Below are 18,694 nucleotides of genomic sequence, written 5' to 3' on the forward strand. Positions count from 1 at the left end.
AACTCGTCTCTCCGTGGGGCGGGGGTGCCCGCGTGTCGTACCGGCTCGCTCGGTGCAGAAAAGAGGGGTGCGGGCCGCGGATCCGACGCTAACCGCGCTCGTGATCACGGATAAAGAGCGGATTCTTAAGGACTTGTTCAAGAATTGCCATCGCGATGGCATGCTCTCCGACGAGGATGTTTCGGGCATGATGTGCGCGATCCGGCACTTCCGCCGGCAGTAGCATGGCTCCACTCCGATCGGCTTCGGCCCGAGTGGACAGCGAGGGCGGCGAGGCACGGCTCGCCGGCAGACGACAAGTTCGGGGGGACGAGGACTCACATGGGTCTCGGGTGGTCGACGCGCACGGGCGTAACGCCGGGTGCCGTCGGTGCGATGGAGCGGGTGGACGCTCCGTCGCTGAAGGAGCTGGTAGCGCTCTCGGGGCGCGATCCGCTCTCTCGTGACCTGCTCCTGGCTCAGGTCAGGGACATGGCCGTGAGGTACTCCCGCGTCCGGCTCGGTCGCTTCGGCGCCGAGGACACTGCCCAGGACGTCGCGCAGGAGGTGTGCATGGCCGTCATCGCGGCTCTGCCGACCTACCAGGAGCGTGGCCTGCCCTTCGAGGCCTTCGTCTACACGATCATCTCCCGCAAGCTCGTCGACGCGCAGCGGGCGGCCATGCGCGGGCCCGCGCCCGTGCCCGACGTCCCCGACGGGCCGGACGACGCCCCGTCACCCGAGACCGTTGCCGTCATGCGCGACGACGCAGCCACGGCTCTGGCCCTCATGCAGCGGCTTCCGGGGCAGCAGCGCGAGATCCTCACGCTCCGGGTCGCCGTCGGCATGTCGACCGAGGAGACCGCCGCAGCGCTGGGGATGTCCACGGGGGCCGTACGCGTGGCCCAGCACCGGGCCCTGGGCAAGCTGAGAACCATGATCAGCCAGGCCGAGAGGGGGGACGTGGCATGAGCCGCCTCATCCCGATGAGCGATCTCCTCGCCGACGACCTGATGCTCGACCGGCTGGCGGCTCGCGAGCCTGCCGGCTCCGAGCCGGTCGCCGGCCTGCTCGCAGCCCTCGCCGACCACGCCGACACGCCCCTGACCGTACGCGCGGGGCGCCGCAGGAGGAGCAGGACGCACCGCTACCTCGGCCCCTTCGCAGCCCTCGTCGTGGCGGCCTCCGGGGCCGGTGTGGCCGCGGCCGTCACGATCCCGCACCACGCCGCCGAACCGGGGCAGAGGGCCCGGGTCGTCAAGGAGATGGACGCGGCGGCCCGCAGCGACGCCTCGAGTGCGCTGCTCTCGCGGCTCGGCCTGCCGCGCACCACCGCGAGCACCGATGCCCGTGGGCTCGTCCTGGCCCGGCGCGGCGACGGGGCGATCGTGCTCGTGCCTGCCGCGGCGACCGCTGGGCAGGGCGCGGGAGTCGTCCTGGCCGCGCTGCCTGCGGCCGCGGCGGCACCGGGCGCACTCTCGGCCGGCATCGCGTCAGCAGGCGACGAGCACGGTGGCAAGGAGCCGGGCGGCGACAAGGCCGGGGAGGGCCGACCCTCCGCCGCACCCGGCGGCGACCCGTCAGGGACCGCGGCACCCGGGAGCACGACGAAGAAGCCGGCCACCGGCGGTGGCAGTGGCATCGCCGGGACCGACGGTGCCGCCGGCGGGAAGGGCCCCGGCAGTCCCGCGGCGACCAAGGCGAGCAAGGGCGGCAAGCGACCGACGACCGGTTCCACACCTACGGTCGCGCCCACGCTGACGCCGACGGTCGGCTCCGACCCTGCGGTTGCCCTCACGGCGCCCCTGTCCCAGACCGTGGTCGGCCCGACGTCCGCGCCCAAGCAGCGCTCCGTCGCGTTGCCCGGTGCCGGCAGCACCTCGCCGACGAGTGCGGCCACGCCCACCCTCACCACCAGACGCTGAGCCCTGGCCCGTCCGGGGCCGTCCGGGGCCGTTCGGGGGCGGTCGGGCGAGCCCGTAGAATCGCGCAATGAGCCTCGGATCGTCTGACGTGCCCGCTGCTTTCGCCCCGATGGGCCTGACCTACGACGACGTGCTGCTCCTGCCGGGCTACAGCGACCTCGCCCCCAGCGACATCGACACCACGACGCGCCTGACGCGCGAGCTGTCGATCCGCTCCCCGCTCGTCTCCGCGGCGATGGACACCGTCACCGAGGCCCGGATGGCGATCGCGATGGCCCGCCAGGGCGGCCTCGGCGTGCTCCACCGCAACCTCTCGATCCAGGACCAGGCGTACCAGGTCGACCTGGTCAAGCGGACGCAGACCGGGATGATCTCCAACCCGATCACCATCGGCCCCGACCGCACCCTCGAGGAGCTCGACGCCATCTGCGGCGAGTACCGCGTCTCGGGCCTGCCGGTCATCGGCGAGGACAAGAAGCTCATCGGCATGGTGACCAACCGCGACCTGCGGTTCACGCCGGTCGCCGAGTGGGCCACCACCCTCGTCCGCGACGTCATGACGCCGATGCCGCTCATCACCGGCCCGGTCGGGATCAGCCGCGAGGAGGCCACCGCGCTGCTGCGCCAGCACAAGCGCGAGCGCCTGCCGATCGTCGACTCCGAGGGCCACCTGGCCGGCCTGATCACCGTCAAGGACTTCGTCAAGGGCGAGCAGTTCCCCGACGCGAGCAACGACGCCGACGGCCGTCTCATGGTCGGCGCGGCCATCGGCTACTTCGGCGACGCCTGGGAGCGGGCGACCACCCTCATCGAGGCCGGCGTCGACGTCCTCGTCGCCGACACCGCCCACGGCCACGTGCGCCTGCTCATCGAGATGGTCCAGCGCCTGAAGTCCGACCCCGCCACCCGCCACGTCCAGGTCATCGGCGGCAACGTCGCGACCCGCGAGGGCGCGCAGGCGTTCGTCGATGCCGGCGCCGATGCCGTCAAGGTCGGGGTCGGTCCCGGCTCGATCTGCACGACGCGCATCGTCACCGGTGTCGGCGCCCCGCAGATCACGGCCGTCCACGCCGCGGCGCAGGCGTGCAAGCCTGCCGGTGTCCCGGTCATCGCCGACGGCGGCCTGCAGTACTCCGGCGACATCGCCAAGGCCATCGTCGCCGGCGCCGACTCGGTCATGGTGGGCTCGCTGCTCGCCGGCTGCGAGGAGAGCCCCGGTGACCTCATCTTCGTCGCCGGCAAGCAGTTCAAGACCTACCGCGGCATGGGCTCGCTCGGAGCGATGAGCAGCCGCGGCAAGAAGTCCTACTCCAAGGACCGCTACTTCCAGGCCGAGGTCGAGTCCGACGACATGATCGTCCCCGAGGGCATCGAGGGCCGGGTCGCCTACCGCGGGCCGCTGTCGGCCGTCGCCCACCAGATGCTCGGCGGCCTGCGCCAGTCGATGTTCTACGTCGGCGCCCGTTCCATCCCGGAGCTGCAGGACAAGGGCCAGTTCGTGCGCATCACCTCGGCCTCGCTCAAGGAGAGCCACCCGCACGACGTCCAGGGCATCGTCGAGGCCCCCAACTACACGGTCGGCTGAGGCCGGCGAGCCGAACCACCCGAGGACGTATGCCGTCCCGCGAGGCCCGCGGGACGGCATACGTTCGCGTGTCGCCGGGTCGATAGGCTGGGCCGGTGACCGAGATCGAGATTGGCCGAGGCAAGCGCGGACGGCGCGCCTACTCCTTCGACGACATCGCCGTCGTGCCCTCGCGGCGCACGCGCGACCCCGAGGAGGTCTCGGTGTCGTGGCAGATCGACGCGTACCACTTCGACATCCCGGTCATGGCCGCCCCGATGGACTCGGTCGTCTCGCCCGAGAGCGCCATCACCCTCGGCAAGCTCGGCGCGCTGCCGGTGCTCGACCTCGAGGGCCTGTGGACCCGCTACGAGGACCCGACCGCCCAGCTGCGTGAGATCGCCGAGATCGAGCCGGGCGCGGCCACGGCGCGGATGCAGCAGATCTACTCCGAGCCGATCAAGCCCGAGCTGATCACCGAGCGGCTGCGCCAGCTGCGTGAGGCCGGCGTCACGGTCGCCGGCGCCCTGTCGCCGCAGCGCACCCAGCAGCACTGGAAGACCGTCGTCGAGGCGGGCGTCGACCTGTTCGTCATCCGCGGCACCACCGTCTCGGCGGAGCACGTGTCGGGCCGGGCCGAGCCGCTCAACCTCAAGCGCTTCATCTACGAGCTCGACGTGCCGGTCATCGTCGGCGGCGCGGCCACCTACACGGCGGCCCTGCACCTCATGCGCACCGGCGCGGCGGGCGTGCTCGTCGGCTTCGGCGGCGGCGCGGCCCACACGACGCGCACCGCCCTCGGCATCCACGCCCCGATGGCCTCGGCCGTCGCCGACGTCGCGGCCGCCCGTCGGGACTACCTCGACGAGTCGGGCGGCCGCTACGTCCACGTCATCGCCGACGGCGGTGTCGGCACCTCGGGCGACATCGTCAAGGCCGTCGCGTGCGGTGCCGACGCCGTCATGCTCGGCGCGGCCCTGGCGCGCGCGACCGACGCCCCCGGCGGCGGCTACCACTGGGGTCCCGAGGCCCACCACCAGCAGCTCCCGCGCGGCGAGCGGATCGCCATCGGCGCCCAGGCCTCTATCGAGGAGATCCTCTTCGGCCCGGGGCGCCACGCCGACGGCACGACGAACGTCATCGGCGCCCTGCGGCGGGCCATGGCGACCACCGGCTACTCCGACGTCAAGGAGTTCCAGCGGGTCGAGGTCGTCGTCTCGCCCTACCTCGGGAACTGAGTCGACGCCCGCGACGCGACGCGGGCTGTGGCATGGGTTACTCCCGGTAGCCTGTGGCGGGTCCGCTCCCTAGGGTGAGCGCATGGAGTTCGACCACGACGTCGTCGTCATCGGTTCCGGCTTCGGCGGGTCCGTGGCTGCGCTGCGCCTCGCCGAGAAGGGCTACCGCGTCCACGTCTACGAGGCGGGGCGTCGCTTCGAGGACGACGACTTCGCGAGGACGAGCTGGGACGTCCGGCGCTACCTGTGGGCACCGAAGCTCGGGCTCTTCGGCGTGCAGCGCATCCACCGGCTGCCGCACTGCCTGATCCTCGGCGGCGCGGGCGTGGGCGGCGGGTCGCTCAACTACGCCAACACCCTGTACGTCCCGCCGACGCCGTTCTTCCGCGACCTCCAGTGGGCGCACATCACCGACTGGCAGGCCGAGCTCGCCCCGCACTACGCCACGGCCCAGCGGATGCTCGGCGTCCGCGTCAACCCCTGCGAGGGGCCGGTCGAGCAGCTGATGCGCGACACTGCCGCCGACCTCGGCGTCGCCGGCTCCTTCCGCAAGACGCCCGTCGGCGTCTTCTTCGGCGAGCCGGGCAAGCGGGTGCCCGACCCCTACTTCGGCGGCGAGGGCCCCGACCGGACCGGCTGCACCGAGTGCGGGAACTGCATGGTCGGGTGCCGCGTCGGCGCCAAGAACACGCTCGTCAAGAACTACCTCGCCCTCGCCGAGCGGCGCGGCGTCGTCGTCGAGCCGCTGCGCACCGTCACCCGGGTCCGGCCGCTCGACCCGGCTGCGCCGGAGCGGGGGTATGCCGTCACGACCGTCCGCAGCGGGTCGTGGGGCAGGCGCTGGGCCGGTGAGCGCACCGTCACGGCGGGGCAGGTCGTCGTCGCGGCGGGCGCCTGGGGCACCGCGAAGCTGCTGCAGGCCATGAAGGCCGAGCCCGAGGGCCACGGCCTGCCGAGGCTGTCGGACAGGCTGGGCGAGCTGACCCGGACCAACTCCGAGGCGCTCGGTGGCGCCATGACCGCCCGGGTGCCCAAGGACGTCGACCTGACCAGGGGTGTGGCCATCACCTCGAGCTTCCACGTCGACGACACGACGCACGTCGAGAACTGCCGCTACGGCAAGGGCTCCAACCTCATGGGAGCGCTCGCGGTGATGCAGGTCGACGGCGGCGGACGCGTACCTCGTTGGCTGCGGTTCGCCGGTGGCGCGGCCCGGCACCCGTGGGTCTTCGCGCGGTCGCTGTCGACCCGGCGCTGGAGCGAGCGCACCGTCATCGCCCTCGTCATGCAGACCCGCGACAACTCGATCACCGTCGGGCGGCGGCGCGGCCTCCTCGGGTGGCGGCTCACGTCGGAGCAGGGCCACGGCGAGCCGAACCCCACCTACATCCCCGAGGGCAACACCGCCGTCCGCGCCATGGCCAAGCGGCTCGAGCGCACCACGGGGGAGCGCGCCTGGCCCGGCTCGTCGGTCGGGGAGATCCTCGACATCCCGATGACGGCGCACTTCCTCGGTGGTGCGGTCATCTCGGACTCGCCGGAGACCGGGGTCATCGACCCCTACCACCGCGTGTGGGGCTACCCCGGCCTGCACGTGCTCGACGGCTCCGCGGTCTCGGCCAACCTCGGGGTCAACCCCAGCCTGACGATCACCGCCCAGGCCGAGCGGGCCGTGTCGCTGTGGCCGACCCGTGGTGAACCCGACCGGCGTCCGGCTCAGGGGGAGGCCTACCGCCTCGTCGACGCCTGAGGCGGCGCACGGCGCGGGTGCGCGAGCGCACCGCGGGCGTCCCCCCGAGCCCTTGGACGAAAGAGGGTGAGGCCGTCACCCCTCAGAGACGGCCCCACCCGACGGTGCGGGCCACAACCGGTCGAGAAACAGCCGGCACCGCGCTGGAAACGAGGCAGGAGGGAAGGGGTTACGGCCCCTGTCGATTCTTTGCGAAATACCTCCGCGCCGGCGGGGAGGGCGGGCGCGAGGCGTCAGCGGGCGGGCTGGGGCTCGTCACGCCAGGAGCGCCAGAGGGCGGCATACGCCCCGTCGGCCCGCAGCAGCTCCTCGTGGGAGCCGATCTCGCTGATCCGGCCGTCCTCGACGACGCAGACGCGGTCGGCGTCGTGCGCGGTCATGAGCCGGTGCGCGATGGCGACCACCGTCCGGCCCTCGACGACCGCGGCGAGTGACCGCTCGAGGTGCCGGGCGGCGCGGGGGTCGAGCAGCGAGGTCGCCTCGTCGAGGACCAGGGTGTGGGGGTCGGCGAGGACCAGCCGGGCGAGGGCGAGCTGCTGGGCCTGCGGCTCGGTGAGCCGGTGGCCGCCGGATCCCACACGGGTGTCGAGACCCTGGGGCAGGCGATGCGCCCAGTCGCGCGCGTCGACCGCGGCGAGAGCCTCGAGCAGCTCCTCGCGCGAGGCGTCCGGTCGCGCGAGGCGCAGGTTGTCCTCGAGCGAGCCGACGAAGACATGGTGCTCCTGCGTCACGAGCGCGACCTGCCCGCGCAGCTGGGCGAGCTCGAGGTCGACGAGGCGTACGCCCCCGACCTCGACCCGGCCTTCGCGCGGACCGTCGATCCCGGCCATCAGGCGGCCCAGCGTCGACTTCCCGGCACCCGACGGTCCGACGATCGCGAGGCGCTCGCCGGGTCGCAGGTCGAGGGAGACGCCACGCAGCACGTCGCGGCCTGCGCGGTAGGAGTAGTGCACGTCGGAGGCCTCGAGCCGGTCGTCGCGCGGCTCCTCGCCCGTCGCGGCGCGGTCGGCCGGCACGTCGGCGATGCCGATGACCCGGGCGAGCGACGTGGCGCCGATCTGGATCTCGTCGAGCCAGGAGATCAGCTCGTCGAGGGGACCGGCCATCTGCTGCACGTAGAGGGCGACCGCGGTGACGGTGCCGGCCGTCGCGAGGTCCTGCGAGATGAGGAAGCCGCCCCACAGCAGGGTGACCGCCACCGGGGCGAAGAAGGCGAACTCGACCGACGGGAACCACCGCAGGCGCAGCCCCAGCGTGTAGAGCTCGGCGTGGTAGCAGTCGCGCAGGGCGTCGTCCATGCGCTGCCGGCGCCGGGTACGCAGCCCGAGGGCGTCGATGGTGCGCCCGCCGTCGGCGGACTCGGTGACGACGCCGTTGAGCGCGGCATACGTCGCGCGCTCGCGCAGGTAGCCGTCCGGGGCGTGGCGCAGGTAGCGGCGGGTCGAGAGGACCAGGACGGGTACGCCGACGAGGACCCCGACCGCGACCAGCCACCCGGTGACGAAGGCGGCCACGACGGTGATGGCTGTCGTCACGGACCCGACGAAGATCGCGGGGATGCCGAAACGGATCACCCGGGAGAGCGCCTCGACGTCGTTGGTCGTGCGGGAGACGAGGTCGCCGGTGCCGGCCCGCTCGACCGTGGACAGCGGCAGCTCGACGACCCGCTCCATGAACTGCTCGCGCAGCTCGGCGAAGATCGTCTCGCCGAGGACGAACGAGGCCCGGCGGGCGAACCACGTCGCCACGGTCTGCACGACGACGGCTGCCGCGATCCAGAGGGCCAGCCGGTTCACCACCGCGAGCGACCGGCCGTGGCTGATCTCGTCGACGAGCAGGCCGATGACGCGCGGTGCGACGAGCGCGGCGACGGCGGCCACGGCGTGCAGCCCCACGACCCCGAGGATGCTGCGCCGGTGCCGTTGGGCGAGGCCGCGGGTGTGCGCCTTGACCGAGGCCATGTCGGCCACGGGGAGAGCGCGTGCCGAGGAAGGGGCCGGCGTGGCCGGCGCTGCTGCCTGCGTCATCAGTCGTCCTCCCCTCGGACGACCGTGCGTCGGTAGTCCGGGACCGTGTTCATCAGCCGGGCGTGCGTGCCCTCCGCGGCGACCCGGCCGTCGCGCAGGAACACGACGTGGTCGGCCCGGTCGAGCAGCAGCGGGCTGGCCGACATCACGACGGTCGTGCGCCCCGCGCGGGCGGCGGTGAGCCGGCCGGCGATGCGGGACTCGGTGTGCGCGTCGACGGCGCTCGTGGGCTCGACGAGGACGAGGGTCTCGGCCCCCGTGAGCAGCGCCCGGGTCAGGGCCAGGCGCTGGCGCTGACCGCCGGAGAAGGCCCGGCCGCGCTCCTCGACCTCGTTGTCGAGGCCGGCGGGCAGGGCCTCGAGCACGTCGTCGCCGCTGGCGACCGCGAGGGCCCGCAGGATCTCGGCGTCGTCGTGCTCAGCCCACGGGTCGAGCTCCTCGCGCAGGGTGCCGGTGAAGAGGCGCGGGTCGCTCTCCGACACGACGATCCGGCGCCGCACGTCGGCCAGGGAGGCGTCGGCCAGACGAGTGCCGTCGAGGCGCACGTCGGTCTCGCCGGGCCCGAACCGGCCGAGCCGGTCGGCCAGGGCCGCCGACAGCTCCGGCCGCGCCGAGACGACCACGGTGAAGCGGCCGGGCTCGATGGTGACCCCGCTGTCGGGGTCGTGCAGCGGGGCCGGGCCCTGCGGCAGCGGCCGCGGCTCGGTCGCCTCGGTCTGGTCGGGCCGGACCCGCAGGATCCGCGTCAGCTTGCCGGCGCCGATGTGCGCGCGCGTGGCCCGGTCGACCATCTCGGTGGCGGTGCGCAACGGGATGACGAGGAAGGCGGTGTAGCCGTAGAACGCGACGAGCTGTCCCGCCGTGATCTCGCCCTCGATCGCGAACCGGGCACCGAGCCACACGACGACGAGCACGAAGATGCCGGGCAGCAGCACCTGCGCGGCGTCCAGGGCTGCCTGGTAGCCGGCCACCCGGTTGCCGACCTGCCGCACGGACTGGGACTGGACGGCATACCTCTTGAGGAAGGTCTGCTCGCCGCCGATGCCGCGCAGCACCCGCAGCCCCGCGACGGTGTCGGCGCCGAGGCCGATGAGCGTGCCGGACTCCTCGCGCTGGGCGAGCTGGCGGGCCTGCAGCGGACGGACGATGAAGGTCAGGCACGCGACGAGGACCGGGACGCCGATGAGGACCACGAGCCCGAGGGGCGTGGAGGCGCCGAGCAGGATGAGCGCGACGACGACGTAGGAGACGACGGCCCCGGCGAACCGGGCTGAGACGTCGTAGAGCCCCCCGATGCGCATCGCGTCCGAGCTGACCGTCGCGACGACGTCGCCGGTCGGCACGGTGCGGGTCAGCGCCTCGCCGGTGTCGGCGGCCTGGTGCCCGATGAGCTGTGCGGAGCGGAAGGCGCCCTGCATCCAGTTCATGACGGCGTACTTGTGGCGCATCGCGCCGGAGGCAGCGCTCAGCACGACCAGCCCGATGAGGATCAGGCACCACTGCACGAGCGATGCGGCGTCGCCGCCGATGATGCCCTCGTCGATGGCCTTGCCCATGGCGGCGGGGAAGAGCGCCTGGCTCACGAGCCAGACGATGCCGAACGCGATCGCCACCACCAGGGTGCGCCACTGGCCCTTGCCGACCCACTTCAGGTATGCCGTCGGGCTCGTCAGGTCGGGCGTGCCTGGGTCGGCGTGGGGCAGCGAGATCACTTGCCGCAGTTTAGGTTCGGCGGCACGGGCGTCTCACGTGGTTTTCTGCCGCGATGCCCGTTCAGGAGGGCGGGTAGGTGCGGGAACGCTGCAGGGCCTCGGAGAGCTCGTCCACCTCGAGGGTGTCGGCGTCGACGCGCCGGTTGCGGTAGGCCGCGCGGCCGACGAGGTGGGCCGAGACCGGCGAGGTGAAGAACTGCGTCGCGCCGAGCAGGACGAGCGTCGTCACTGCAGCCCACGTGCGCAGGGTCAGCGCCAGCCCGGCGAGGATGAGGATCAGGCCGAGGGTCTGCGGCTTGGTCGCGGCGTGCAGGCGCGAGAGCGTGTCGGGGAACCGGACGAGCCCGACCGCCCCGGCGAGGCAGAGGAACGCTCCGAGCAGCAGGCACACCGCGCCGGCGCCGTCGAGCAGGGTCGACCACGTCATGGGCGCTTACGTCCCTCGGTCCGCTCCGCCGGCCCGTCGGAGCCGTCCGAGCCGTCGGAGTCGTCGGAGTCGCGCGACATGAACCGAGTCACGGCCACCCCGCCGACGAAGCCGACGAGCCCGAGGATCATCAGCAACGGCAGGTAGGTCGTCGTCCGCTGTCTCGCCGACTCGAGGGCGACGCCCGCGATGACGACGACGAGCAGGACCTCGGCGGCCACGATCCGGTCGAGGTTGCTCGGTCCGGCGAACAGCCGGACGAGGACGAGGGCCGCCGCTGCGCCCAGCATGGCCAGCGCGACTGCCAGCACGATGGTCATGGCTCCTCCTTCTCGTCCGCCGCGTCCCGGTCGCGTCGGGGAGACGGCCACGGCGTGCCCGTCTCGAGGGCGGCGATCTCCTCGCGTGAGCCGAGGGCCCGCACGACCCGCCGCTCCACGGCGAGGGCGTGGGCGCGCTGGGCCTCGATGCGGCCCTCGTGCTCGACGTCGAGCAGGTGCAGGTAGAGCACCGAGGTCGACCGCCTCGCCTCGACGACGACCGACCCGGGCACGAGCGCGACGAGCTCGGCCGTGAGCGTGAGGTAGAGGTCGGAGCGCGAGCGCAGCTGCACCTCGATGACGGCGTTGCGGGGTCGGCGGCGGCCGAGGGCCAGGCGCATCACCTGCCACGAGGACTCGACGAGGTCGACGAGGAAGCGCCCGACGAGCAGCGCGACCCGGTGCGGCCGCAGCCGCCCGTGGTACTCGATCGAGGGCAGCGGGAACGCGTACGTGACGAGGAGGCCGACGAGGATGCCGTTGACGACGTTGCCCCAGCTCAGGCGGTCCCACATCAGCACCCAGGCCAGGGCGATGGTGGCGACCGCCCGCGGCTGGAGGACCCGCCGACGGCGCGGCGGCCGGCGAGGCACGTCGGACGCCGTCGTGCTCCCCGCACGGGTGGACGAGTCGCTCATCGGCGAACCCCCTCGGGGAGGACGCTCGTGACGTAGGGGTCGCGCGAGGTGAGGTCGGCCGCGGCGCGCTGGGTGAATGCGTACAGCGGGCCCGCGACGACGGTGATCATCAGCCCGACGGCCGTCATGGTCGCGGTGGCGGCGAGCATCGTGCGGGGCAGGGTACGCGGGGGAGCAGCGACGAGGACGCTGCCGGCGCGGTGCGCGACGACGCCGGCGAGCGGCTCCCCGGCTCTGGGCGCGTCGGCGGGGCTGCGCCAGAAGGCCTGGCTCCACACCTTGGCCAGGGCGTAGAGGGTCAGCAGGCTCGTCACGATGCCGCCGACCACGAGCAGCCACGCGAGCGGCGTGCCGACCGCGATGCCGGCGTCGAGCAGGCCGACCTTGGCCAGGAAGCCGGACAGCGGCGGGATGCCCGAGAGGTTCATCGCCGAGACGAAGAAGAGGGTCGCCAGCACGGGTGAGGCCACCGCCAGGCCCCCGAGCCGGTCGAGCGAGGTGGTGCCGGCGAGGCGCTCGACGAGCCCGGTGATGAGGAAGAGCGCGGTCTGGATGGTGATGTGGTGCGCCACGTAGAAGATCGCCCCGGCGGTGCCGGCCTCCGTGGCCAGGGCGATGCCGAAGACCATGTAGCCGATGTGGCTCACCAGGGTGAACGACAGGATCCTCTTGAGCCCCGACTGCGAGACGGCGCCGAGGATCCCGACGACCATCGTGAGCAGGGCGGCCCACATCAGCAGGCCCTGCAGGGGCGACTCGGGGAAGAGCAGGGTCTGGACGCGGATGATCGCGTAGACGCCGACCTTCGTCAGCAGGCCGGCGAAGACGGCGGTGACCGGGGCAGGGGCCGTCGGGTAGCTGTCGGGCAGCCACGCCGACATCGGGAAGATCGCCGCCTTGATCCCGAATGCGGTGAGCAGCGAGAGCTGCAGGACCAGCGCCACCGCGGGGGAGAGGTCACCGATGCGGATGGCGAGCTGCGCGAGGTTGACGGTGCCGGTGGCGGCGTAGACGGCGGCGATGCCGACGAGGAAGAGCGCGGAGCTGAGGAGGCTCACGACGACGTACGTCGTGCCGGCGTGGATGCGGGCGGCCGAACCGCCGAGGGTGAGCAGGACGTAGGAGCTGAAGAGCAGGATCTCGAAGCCGACGAAGAGGTTGAACAGGTCCCCGGCGAGGAACGCGTTGGACACTCCCGCAGCCAGGACGAGGTAGGTCGGGTGGAAGATCGTCAGCGGGGTCTGGCTCTCGCCCTCCTCCTCGCTCTCGGCCTGGCCCTGCCCGATCGCGAAGACCAGCACGAGCAGGGTCACGATGCCCGAGACGAGCAGCATGAGGGAGCTGAGGCGGTCGGCGACGAGCGAGATGCCGAGCGGCTCCTGCCAGGCGCCGAGCCACAGCACCTGCGGGCCGTTCACGTCGGTCTGCCACACGAGGACGCCGGCGACGGCGACGACGGCCGCCAGCACGGAGATGCTGACGCCGCGCTGGAGCCTCGGCGACCGGCGGAAGGCGAGGGTGAGCGCCGCCCCGAGCAGGGGCAGCAGGACGGGCAGCGGCACGAGGTCGGGCACGGTGACGCCGGTCATGGGGCGGGGCTCCCGTCGCGCTGCCGGTCGGGGCTCCGTTGCGGGCTCCGGTCGGGGCTGGGGTCCTCGTCGGCCAGCTCGTCCGAGGTCGTCGTGGACACCTCGGACGGGTCGTAGGTGGACGAGGTCTGGTCCTCGAGGGCGAGGCGCTGGATGTGGGCGTCCTCGGTGTCGTCCGGCACGTCGTCGGTGCCGGAGATCTGCCACAGCCGGTAGGACAGCGCCAGCAGGAAGCCGATCGTCGCGAGCGAGATGACGATGGCCGTCAGCACCATCGCCTGCGGCAGCGGGTCGCTGATGGCGGCCGGGTCCTCGCCGACGAAGGGCGCCCGGCCGGCCCGGCCGCTGATCACGAGGTAGAGGACGGCGACGCCGTTGCCGATGAGCACCATCCCGAGCAGGACGCGCACGAGGCTGCGGTCGAGCGCCAACGCCGTGCCGGTCGCGACGAGCGCGACGGTGACCAGCACGAGGGTGATGTTCGGCTCGAGGGTGGCCTCGATGAGGGTGGGGGCGAGAGCCGTCACGGCGTGACCACCTCCCGGCCTGGGTCGGAGCGGGGGCCGCCGGCCTCGTCGCCCGTCCCCCCGGCCGTGACACCGTCCGCATCCGCATCCGCATCCGCATCCGCGTCCGCATCCGCGTCCGCATCCGCGTCCGTCGCGTCGGCCGCCTCCTCTTCGGCGATCTGGCGGTCGATGCCGGTGCCGAGGCTGCGCACGATGTCGAGCATCATCCCGACGACGATGAGGTAGACGCCGATGTCGAAGAAGAGCGAGGTCACGAGGTGCACCTCGCCCCACGGGGGGATGGTGAGGTCCACGGCCGTCGTCTCGAGGACGGTCCCGCCGAGGGCCAGCGGCGCCAGCGCGGAGGCGACCGCGACGAGCAGCCCCAGGCCGACGAGCAGGCCCGCGTCGAAGGGGGCTGCCTCGTCGAGCTCGTAGCGCCCACCGGCCAGGTAGCGCACGACGAGCGCCAGGCCCGCCACGAGGCCACCGGCGAAGCCGCCTCCGGGCTGGTTGTGGCCGGCGAAGAGCAGGAAGAGCGAGGCGGCCAGCATGACGTGGAAGACGAGGCGGGTGACGACCTCGAAGATGACCGACCGCTTCTCGGTGCGAAGGGTCCGTCCGCCGTGCAGCCACGTGCCGCGGGCCGGGTCGCTCGACGGGAGCTCCTTGGCCGTGGCCCGGGAGAGCCGGGTGTTGCGGGTGCGCACGAAGATGAGGCTCGCGATGCCCGTCGCGGCGGCGACCAGCACCGACACCTCGCCGAGGGTGTCCCAGGCGCGGATGTCGACGAGCGTGACGTTGACGATGTTCTTGCCGTGGCCGAACGCGTACGCCTCCGTGGGGAAGTCGACGGAGACGGGCTCGGCGCGGCGGCCGCCGGACGCGACGAGCGCGATGGCGCCGACGGAGAGGCCGACGGCGGCACCGAGCGCGATGCGCCAGGTGCGCGACGGCGAGTGCGGGTGCCGGGTGAATTTCGTGGGGAGTCGCCGCAGCGCCAGCACGAACACCACGAGCGACACGGTCTCGACGAGCATCTGGGTGATCGCGAGATCGGGAGCCCCGTGGAGGATGAAGAGCAGGGAGACGCCGTATCCCGTGGCGCCGACGAGCATGACGGCGGTCAGGCGGCGACGGGTGACGAGGACGAGCACCGCCGCGGCGACCACGACGACGCCGACCACCGCCTGGCCGGCGTTGTCCCAGAGGCGGACCGACGGGAAGGTGCCGCGGGTCACCGCGGCGAGCCCGGGCAGGGCCACGAACACCAGGAGGATGCCGGTGAGGTAGATCGGCAGCGACCCTCGCTGCGTGACGGCGGTCGTCTCCACCGCGCCGCGGTCGACCCAGCGCAGGGTGCGGGCGAAGCTGCGCTCGCCGTCGAGGAGCGACGGCACGCCGGCCTGCACCCGGGCGACGAGGGAGCGCTGCGCGAAGAGCACGAGCCCGACCGCCACGGACACGAGCGACAGCACGAGGGGCACCGTGATGCCGTGCCACAGCGCGAGCGACTGCGGCTGGGCACCGACGGGGAACTCGGCGGCATACGGCATGAGCCACGGGGACTCGAGCGGAGCCACGAGGCCGAGCGCGAGGCCGGCCACGCCGAGCAGCAGGGGCGAGAGGACGAAGCCGGGGTGGGTCGCTTTCACCGGAGTGGGCGGGACGCCGGGCTTGGTCGCGAAGGCGCCCCAGAGGAAGCGGCCGGTGTAGGCGACGGTGAGGGCGGAGCCGGCGACGACGCCGGTCAGCACCAGCCCGCTCCACGGCGCCGGGAGCGGGGCCGAGGTCTCGACGTCCTGCCACAGCGCCTCGAGCGCGCTCTCCTTGGACACGAAGCCCGCGAGCGGCACGATGCCCGCCATCGAGAGCCCTGCCAGGGTCGCGGGCACGGCGACGGGGAGCAGCCGGCGGCCCACCCCGGACAGCTGTCGGAGGTCCCGGGTGCCGGTGCACTTGTCGATGACCCCGACGGCGAGGAAGAGCGTCGACTTGAAGAGGGCGTGGGCGATGACGAGGGCCAGCGCCGCCAGGGCCGACGCCTTGGTGCCGAGGCCTGCCACCGCGACGATGAAGCCGAGCTGGCTCACGGTGCCGTAGGCGAGCAGCAGCTTGATGTCGTGCTGGCGCAGGGCGCGCCACCCCCCGACGAGCATGGTGAGGACGCCGAGGCCGACCGTCAGCACGTGCCAGGCCGGGGCCCCGGCGAACACCGGCGCGAGCAGGGCCACGAGGTAGATGCCGGCCTTGACCATCGCGGCGGCGTGGAGGTACGCGCTGACCGGGGTCGGGGCGGCCATGGCGCCCGGCAGCCAGAAGTGGAACGGCACGAGCGCCGACTTCGACAGGGCTCCGACGAGCAGGAGCACGACCGCGGCGACCGTCACGGCGTCGAGCGGTGGGGGGTCGGCGAGCAGCGCCGAGATCGAGTACGTGTGGTGGACGCCGAGGGCGATGATGCCGACGAGCATCGCGAGCCCGCCGAACGTGGTGACGAGGAGCGCCTGCATGGCCGCGCGCCGGTTCGTCGAGCTCGCCGGGTTGTGGCCGATGAGCAGGTAGGAGAAGACGGTCGTCAGCTCCCAGAAGACGTAGAGGACGAGCAGGTTGTCGGTGAGGACGAGGCCGAGCATCGCCCCGGCGAAGGCGGTGAACACGGAGGTGAAGCGCCACAGCGTCGGGTCACGGTCGGTGAAGTACCACGCGCAGTAGAGCAGCACGAGCGCGCCCACGCCGGTGACGAGCAGCCCGAGCACCCACGACAGCGTCGTCAGCCGGAAGTCGAGGTCGAGGCCCAGGCCCGGGACCCACGAGATCCGTTGTGTCGGAAGGTTGCCCGCCCGCACGTCGCCCGAGACCGACACGAGCCAGGCGAACGAGACGCCGGGGGCGAGCGCGAGGACGAGGAAGGACCTCGTGCGCAGGACACTGGCGAGCCAGGGCGCGGCGGCGGCGGCGATCAGGTGCAGGAGCAGCAGTTGCGCCACGGCGGCCCTTCGGTCGTCGGGTGTGCGGTCGGTCCACGTCGTTCAGCTCGTGGCACTCATCCTACGTGGAGGCGAACCTGCCCCCGGCCACCGTCGATCCGGGGCAGGCCGCTCAGAACGTCACGAAGGTCTCGCGCGCCAGGAAGAAGCCGTGCCCGGTGGCGGTGTCGACGCACGTGACGCCGTACTCCTCGCTGACGCACGCGGTCGTTCCCGAGGGCTGCGTGCGCGAACCGTAGGCGAGGGTCGGCTCGCCTCCGCGGCGGATGCTGTCGGAGTTGCAGACGGGATAGGCGCCGTCCTGCCGCAGCTCGATGCGGCCGATGTCCTTGGGGCCCTGCGCGGCGCAGACCGTCGGCAGGGGAGGGGCGATCCGGCCTTCGGCGACCTCGCACGCGGCGGCGGTCGAGTCGGTGCTGCGCTGGCACACGATGTTGCCGGTGGGGCTCACGAAGCGCGTCGTGACCTTGGGATCCGGCTTGGCCTTGTCGATCCGTGCCTTCGCCTCGGCGAAGGACTTCGGGGCGCCGCGCTGCTTGCCGGCCGCCATGGCGGTCGGCAGCTCGGCCGACGTCGCGGCCACTGTCGGGATGGTGCTCCCGGCGGCACCGCCCGCCCCCGTCGACCCCGTCGGCGGGTCCACCGTGACGGTGACGGTCGGCCGCCCCGACCCGGCGTCCGTGGCCCCGCAGGAGGCGAGGAGGGCCGCGACGGCGACGGCCGCCACGAGCCAGAGGGCGCGGGGCGGCATACGGCGGGAGCGTCGGGACAAGGGGGACATGGCCCAGCAGTCTGCCACGGGTGGGGCCCCGGCCCCGGTGGCCGGTTCGGGTCCGGCGGCAACCGTGACCTACCCTTGGGAGGTGTTCCGGCGCCTGCTCACCCCTCGCTGGGTCGGCATGCTCGCCGCCCTCCTGGTCGTCGTCGCGGCGTGCGTCCTGCTCGGGCTCTGGCAGCTCGGCGTGGCCCGCGACTCCGGCCGCAAGGAGGTCGTGGCGGCGGCCTCGACCCTCGAGCGGGCACCGCTCCAGCAGGTCACCGGGCCGCACAGCGCCTTCAGGGGCGAGTACTCCAACCGTCCCGTCACCGTGACGGGGACGTATGCCGCCGCGCGCACCCTGCTGGTCGTCGACCGCCGGCTCGACGGCCGGGTCGGCTCCTGGGTCGTCACGCCGCTCGAGACCCAGGGCGGCACGGTCCCGGTGCTGCGCGGCTTCGTCGACGGCACCCCCACTGAGGTGCCCGAGCCGCCGTCCGGCACCGTGACCGTGACCGGCACGCTGGGCCCGGGGGAGTCGCCGAAGCCCGGCGGCCCGCTTCCGGCGCCGCAGGTGCGCTCGGTCGACCTGGCCGCGCTCGTCAACGAGTGGCCGGGTGACCTCTACAACGTCGTCGTGCTGGCCTCCGCGGAGTCGGCCGGCCCGGACACCGGGAACCCGCTGTCCCCGGCGGGCCTGACCCGGGTGCCACCGCCCGAGCTCGACGCCCCACTCAACCTGCGCAACGCGGCCTACGCGGTGCAGTGGTGGGTCTTCGGGATCTTCGCGATCTGGATGTGGTGGAAGATGTTCCGAGCAGAGCAGCAGGCGGGCGAGCCCGTCGCTGCCCCGAGAGAAGGCGTTCCGACGTGAGCACGTATCCCCAGACCCTGGCCAAGCCGCAGCAGATCCGCTCGGCGCTGTCCGCCTACCGCGTCCTCGCGATCGTCGCGGGCTTCGCCCTCTTCGTGCTGATCCTCGAGATGGTCATGAAGTACGCGTTCCACCAGACCAACCTGCTGACGCAGTACTGGAGCCCCATCCACGGCCTCATCTACTTCGCCTATGCCGTGTCGGTCGCCAACCTCGGCCTCAAGGCGGCCTGGGGCCCGGTCCGCATCGTCAAGAACCTCCTCGCCGGATTCGTGCCGGTCGTGCCGTGGATCGCGGAGCGCCGCAACACAGCCGAGACCGAGGCACTGCTCTCCCGCGCCTACGTCGCCGGTGAGCACGAGCAGGTCTGACCGGGGTCGCAGCCGTCGGCGCCG

Annotated in this window: 16 protein-coding genes; 7 read left to right on the forward strand and 9 right to left on the reverse strand. The window is 72.9% G+C overall.

Features of this window, described 5'->3' with window-relative positions; genetic code table 11:
• Positions 1 to 375: 375 nt before the first annotated feature.
• The 5 genes from ABD241_RS00705 to ABD241_RS00725 all read left to right on the forward strand — a co-directional run bounded on the left by ABD241_RS00705 (position 376) and on the right by ABD241_RS00725 (position 6,456).
• Positions 376 to 951, forward strand: coding sequence for a sigma-70 family RNA polymerase sigma factor (locus tag ABD241_RS00705; RefSeq protein ID WP_344057650.1), 576 nt, complete (start codon positions 376 to 378; stop codon positions 949 to 951).
• A complete protein-coding gene (locus ABD241_RS00710; RefSeq protein ID WP_344057406.1) occupies positions 948 to 1,904 on the forward strand; it encodes a hypothetical protein in 957 nt (318 codons plus the stop codon). Before ABD241_RS00705 ends, ABD241_RS00710 begins: the two co-directional genes overlap by 4 nt.
• A 67-nt stretch (positions 1,905 to 1,971) precedes the next feature.
• Positions 1,972 to 3,489 carry an IMP dehydrogenase gene (gene guaB, locus ABD241_RS00715; protein WP_344057408.1) on the forward strand — a complete coding sequence of 506 codons (1,518 nt, stop codon included), beginning with the start codon at positions 1,972 to 1,974 and terminating at the stop codon, positions 3,487 to 3,489.
• 95 nt (positions 3,490 to 3,584) lie between these two features.
• On the forward strand, positions 3,585 to 4,706 hold the full coding sequence (locus ABD241_RS00720) for a GuaB3 family IMP dehydrogenase-related protein (RefSeq protein ID WP_142183113.1): 1,122 nt from the start codon (positions 3,585 to 3,587) through the stop codon (positions 4,704 to 4,706).
• An 82-nt stretch (positions 4,707 to 4,788) separates the two neighbouring features.
• Entirely contained in the window at positions 4,789 to 6,456 is a 1,668-nt protein-coding gene (locus ABD241_RS00725) for a GMC oxidoreductase (protein ID WP_344057411.1), read from the forward strand.
• Between the two features lie 233 nt (positions 6,457 to 6,689).
• Here ABD241_RS00725 and ABD241_RS00730 read toward each other — a convergent pair whose 3' ends face one another.
• The 9 genes from ABD241_RS00730 to ABD241_RS00770 form a co-directional block, all read right to left on the reverse strand.
• On the reverse strand, positions 6,690 to 8,483 hold the full coding sequence (locus ABD241_RS00730; RefSeq protein ID WP_344057413.1) for an ABC transporter ATP-binding protein: 1,794 nt from the start codon (positions 8,481 to 8,483) through the stop codon (positions 6,690 to 6,692).
• Entirely contained in the window at positions 8,483 to 10,195 is a 1,713-nt protein-coding gene (locus tag ABD241_RS00735) for an ABC transporter ATP-binding protein (RefSeq protein ID WP_344057415.1), read from the reverse strand. Before ABD241_RS00735 ends, ABD241_RS00730 begins: the two co-directional genes overlap by 1 nt.
• A 61-nt stretch (positions 10,196 to 10,256) precedes the next feature.
• A complete protein-coding gene (mnhG, locus tag ABD241_RS00740) occupies positions 10,257 to 10,622 on the reverse strand; it encodes a monovalent cation/H(+) antiporter subunit G (RefSeq protein WP_344057417.1) in 366 nt (121 codons plus the stop codon).
• A complete protein-coding gene (locus ABD241_RS00745; protein WP_344057419.1) occupies positions 10,619 to 10,942 on the reverse strand; it encodes an MrpF/PhaF family protein in 324 nt (107 codons plus the stop codon). Before ABD241_RS00745 ends, mnhG begins: the two co-directional genes overlap by 4 nt.
• A complete protein-coding gene (locus ABD241_RS00750; protein WP_344057421.1) occupies positions 10,939 to 11,580 on the reverse strand; it encodes a Na+/H+ antiporter subunit E in 642 nt (213 codons plus the stop codon). Before ABD241_RS00750 ends, ABD241_RS00745 begins: the two co-directional genes overlap by 4 nt.
• The gene (locus ABD241_RS00755) at positions 11,577 to 13,169 is read right to left on the reverse strand and encodes a Na+/H+ antiporter subunit D (RefSeq protein WP_344057423.1); all 1,593 of its coding nucleotides are present in this window, start codon (positions 13,167 to 13,169) and stop codon (positions 11,577 to 11,579) included. The genes ABD241_RS00750 and ABD241_RS00755 overlap by 4 nt, the downstream gene beginning before the upstream one ends.
• Complete coding sequence (locus ABD241_RS00760) at positions 13,166 to 13,696, reverse strand: Na(+)/H(+) antiporter subunit C (RefSeq protein WP_344057425.1); 531 nt, start codon at positions 13,694 to 13,696, stop codon at positions 13,166 to 13,168. Before ABD241_RS00760 ends, ABD241_RS00755 begins: the two co-directional genes overlap by 4 nt.
• Entirely contained in the window at positions 13,693 to 16,668 is a 2,976-nt protein-coding gene (locus ABD241_RS00765; RefSeq protein WP_344057427.1) for a Na+/H+ antiporter subunit A, read from the reverse strand. Before ABD241_RS00765 ends, ABD241_RS00760 begins: the two co-directional genes overlap by 4 nt.
• Positions 16,669 to 16,780: 112 nt before the next feature.
• On the reverse strand, positions 16,781 to 17,449 hold the full coding sequence (locus tag ABD241_RS00770; protein WP_344057429.1) for a hypothetical protein: 669 nt from the start codon (positions 17,447 to 17,449) through the stop codon (positions 16,781 to 16,783).
• 82 nt (positions 17,450 to 17,531) lie between these two features.
• On the opposite strand from ABD241_RS00770, the gene ABD241_RS00775 reads away from it, so the two are divergent.
• Both ABD241_RS00775 and ABD241_RS00780 read left to right on the forward strand, forming a co-directional pair.
• A complete protein-coding gene (locus ABD241_RS00775) occupies positions 17,532 to 18,299 on the forward strand; it encodes an SURF1 family protein (protein WP_344057431.1) in 768 nt (255 codons plus the stop codon).
• The gene (locus ABD241_RS00780) at positions 18,296 to 18,670 is read left to right on the forward strand and encodes a DUF3817 domain-containing protein (protein WP_344057433.1); all 375 of its coding nucleotides are present in this window, start codon (positions 18,296 to 18,298) and stop codon (positions 18,668 to 18,670) included. Before ABD241_RS00775 ends, ABD241_RS00780 begins: the two co-directional genes overlap by 4 nt.
• Positions 18,671 to 18,694 lie beyond the last annotated feature (24 nt).

The sequence above is a fragment of the Terrabacter lapilli genome (assembly GCF_039531305.1).
GTDB lineage: Bacteria > Actinomycetota > Actinomycetes > Actinomycetales > Dermatophilaceae > Terrabacter > Terrabacter lapilli.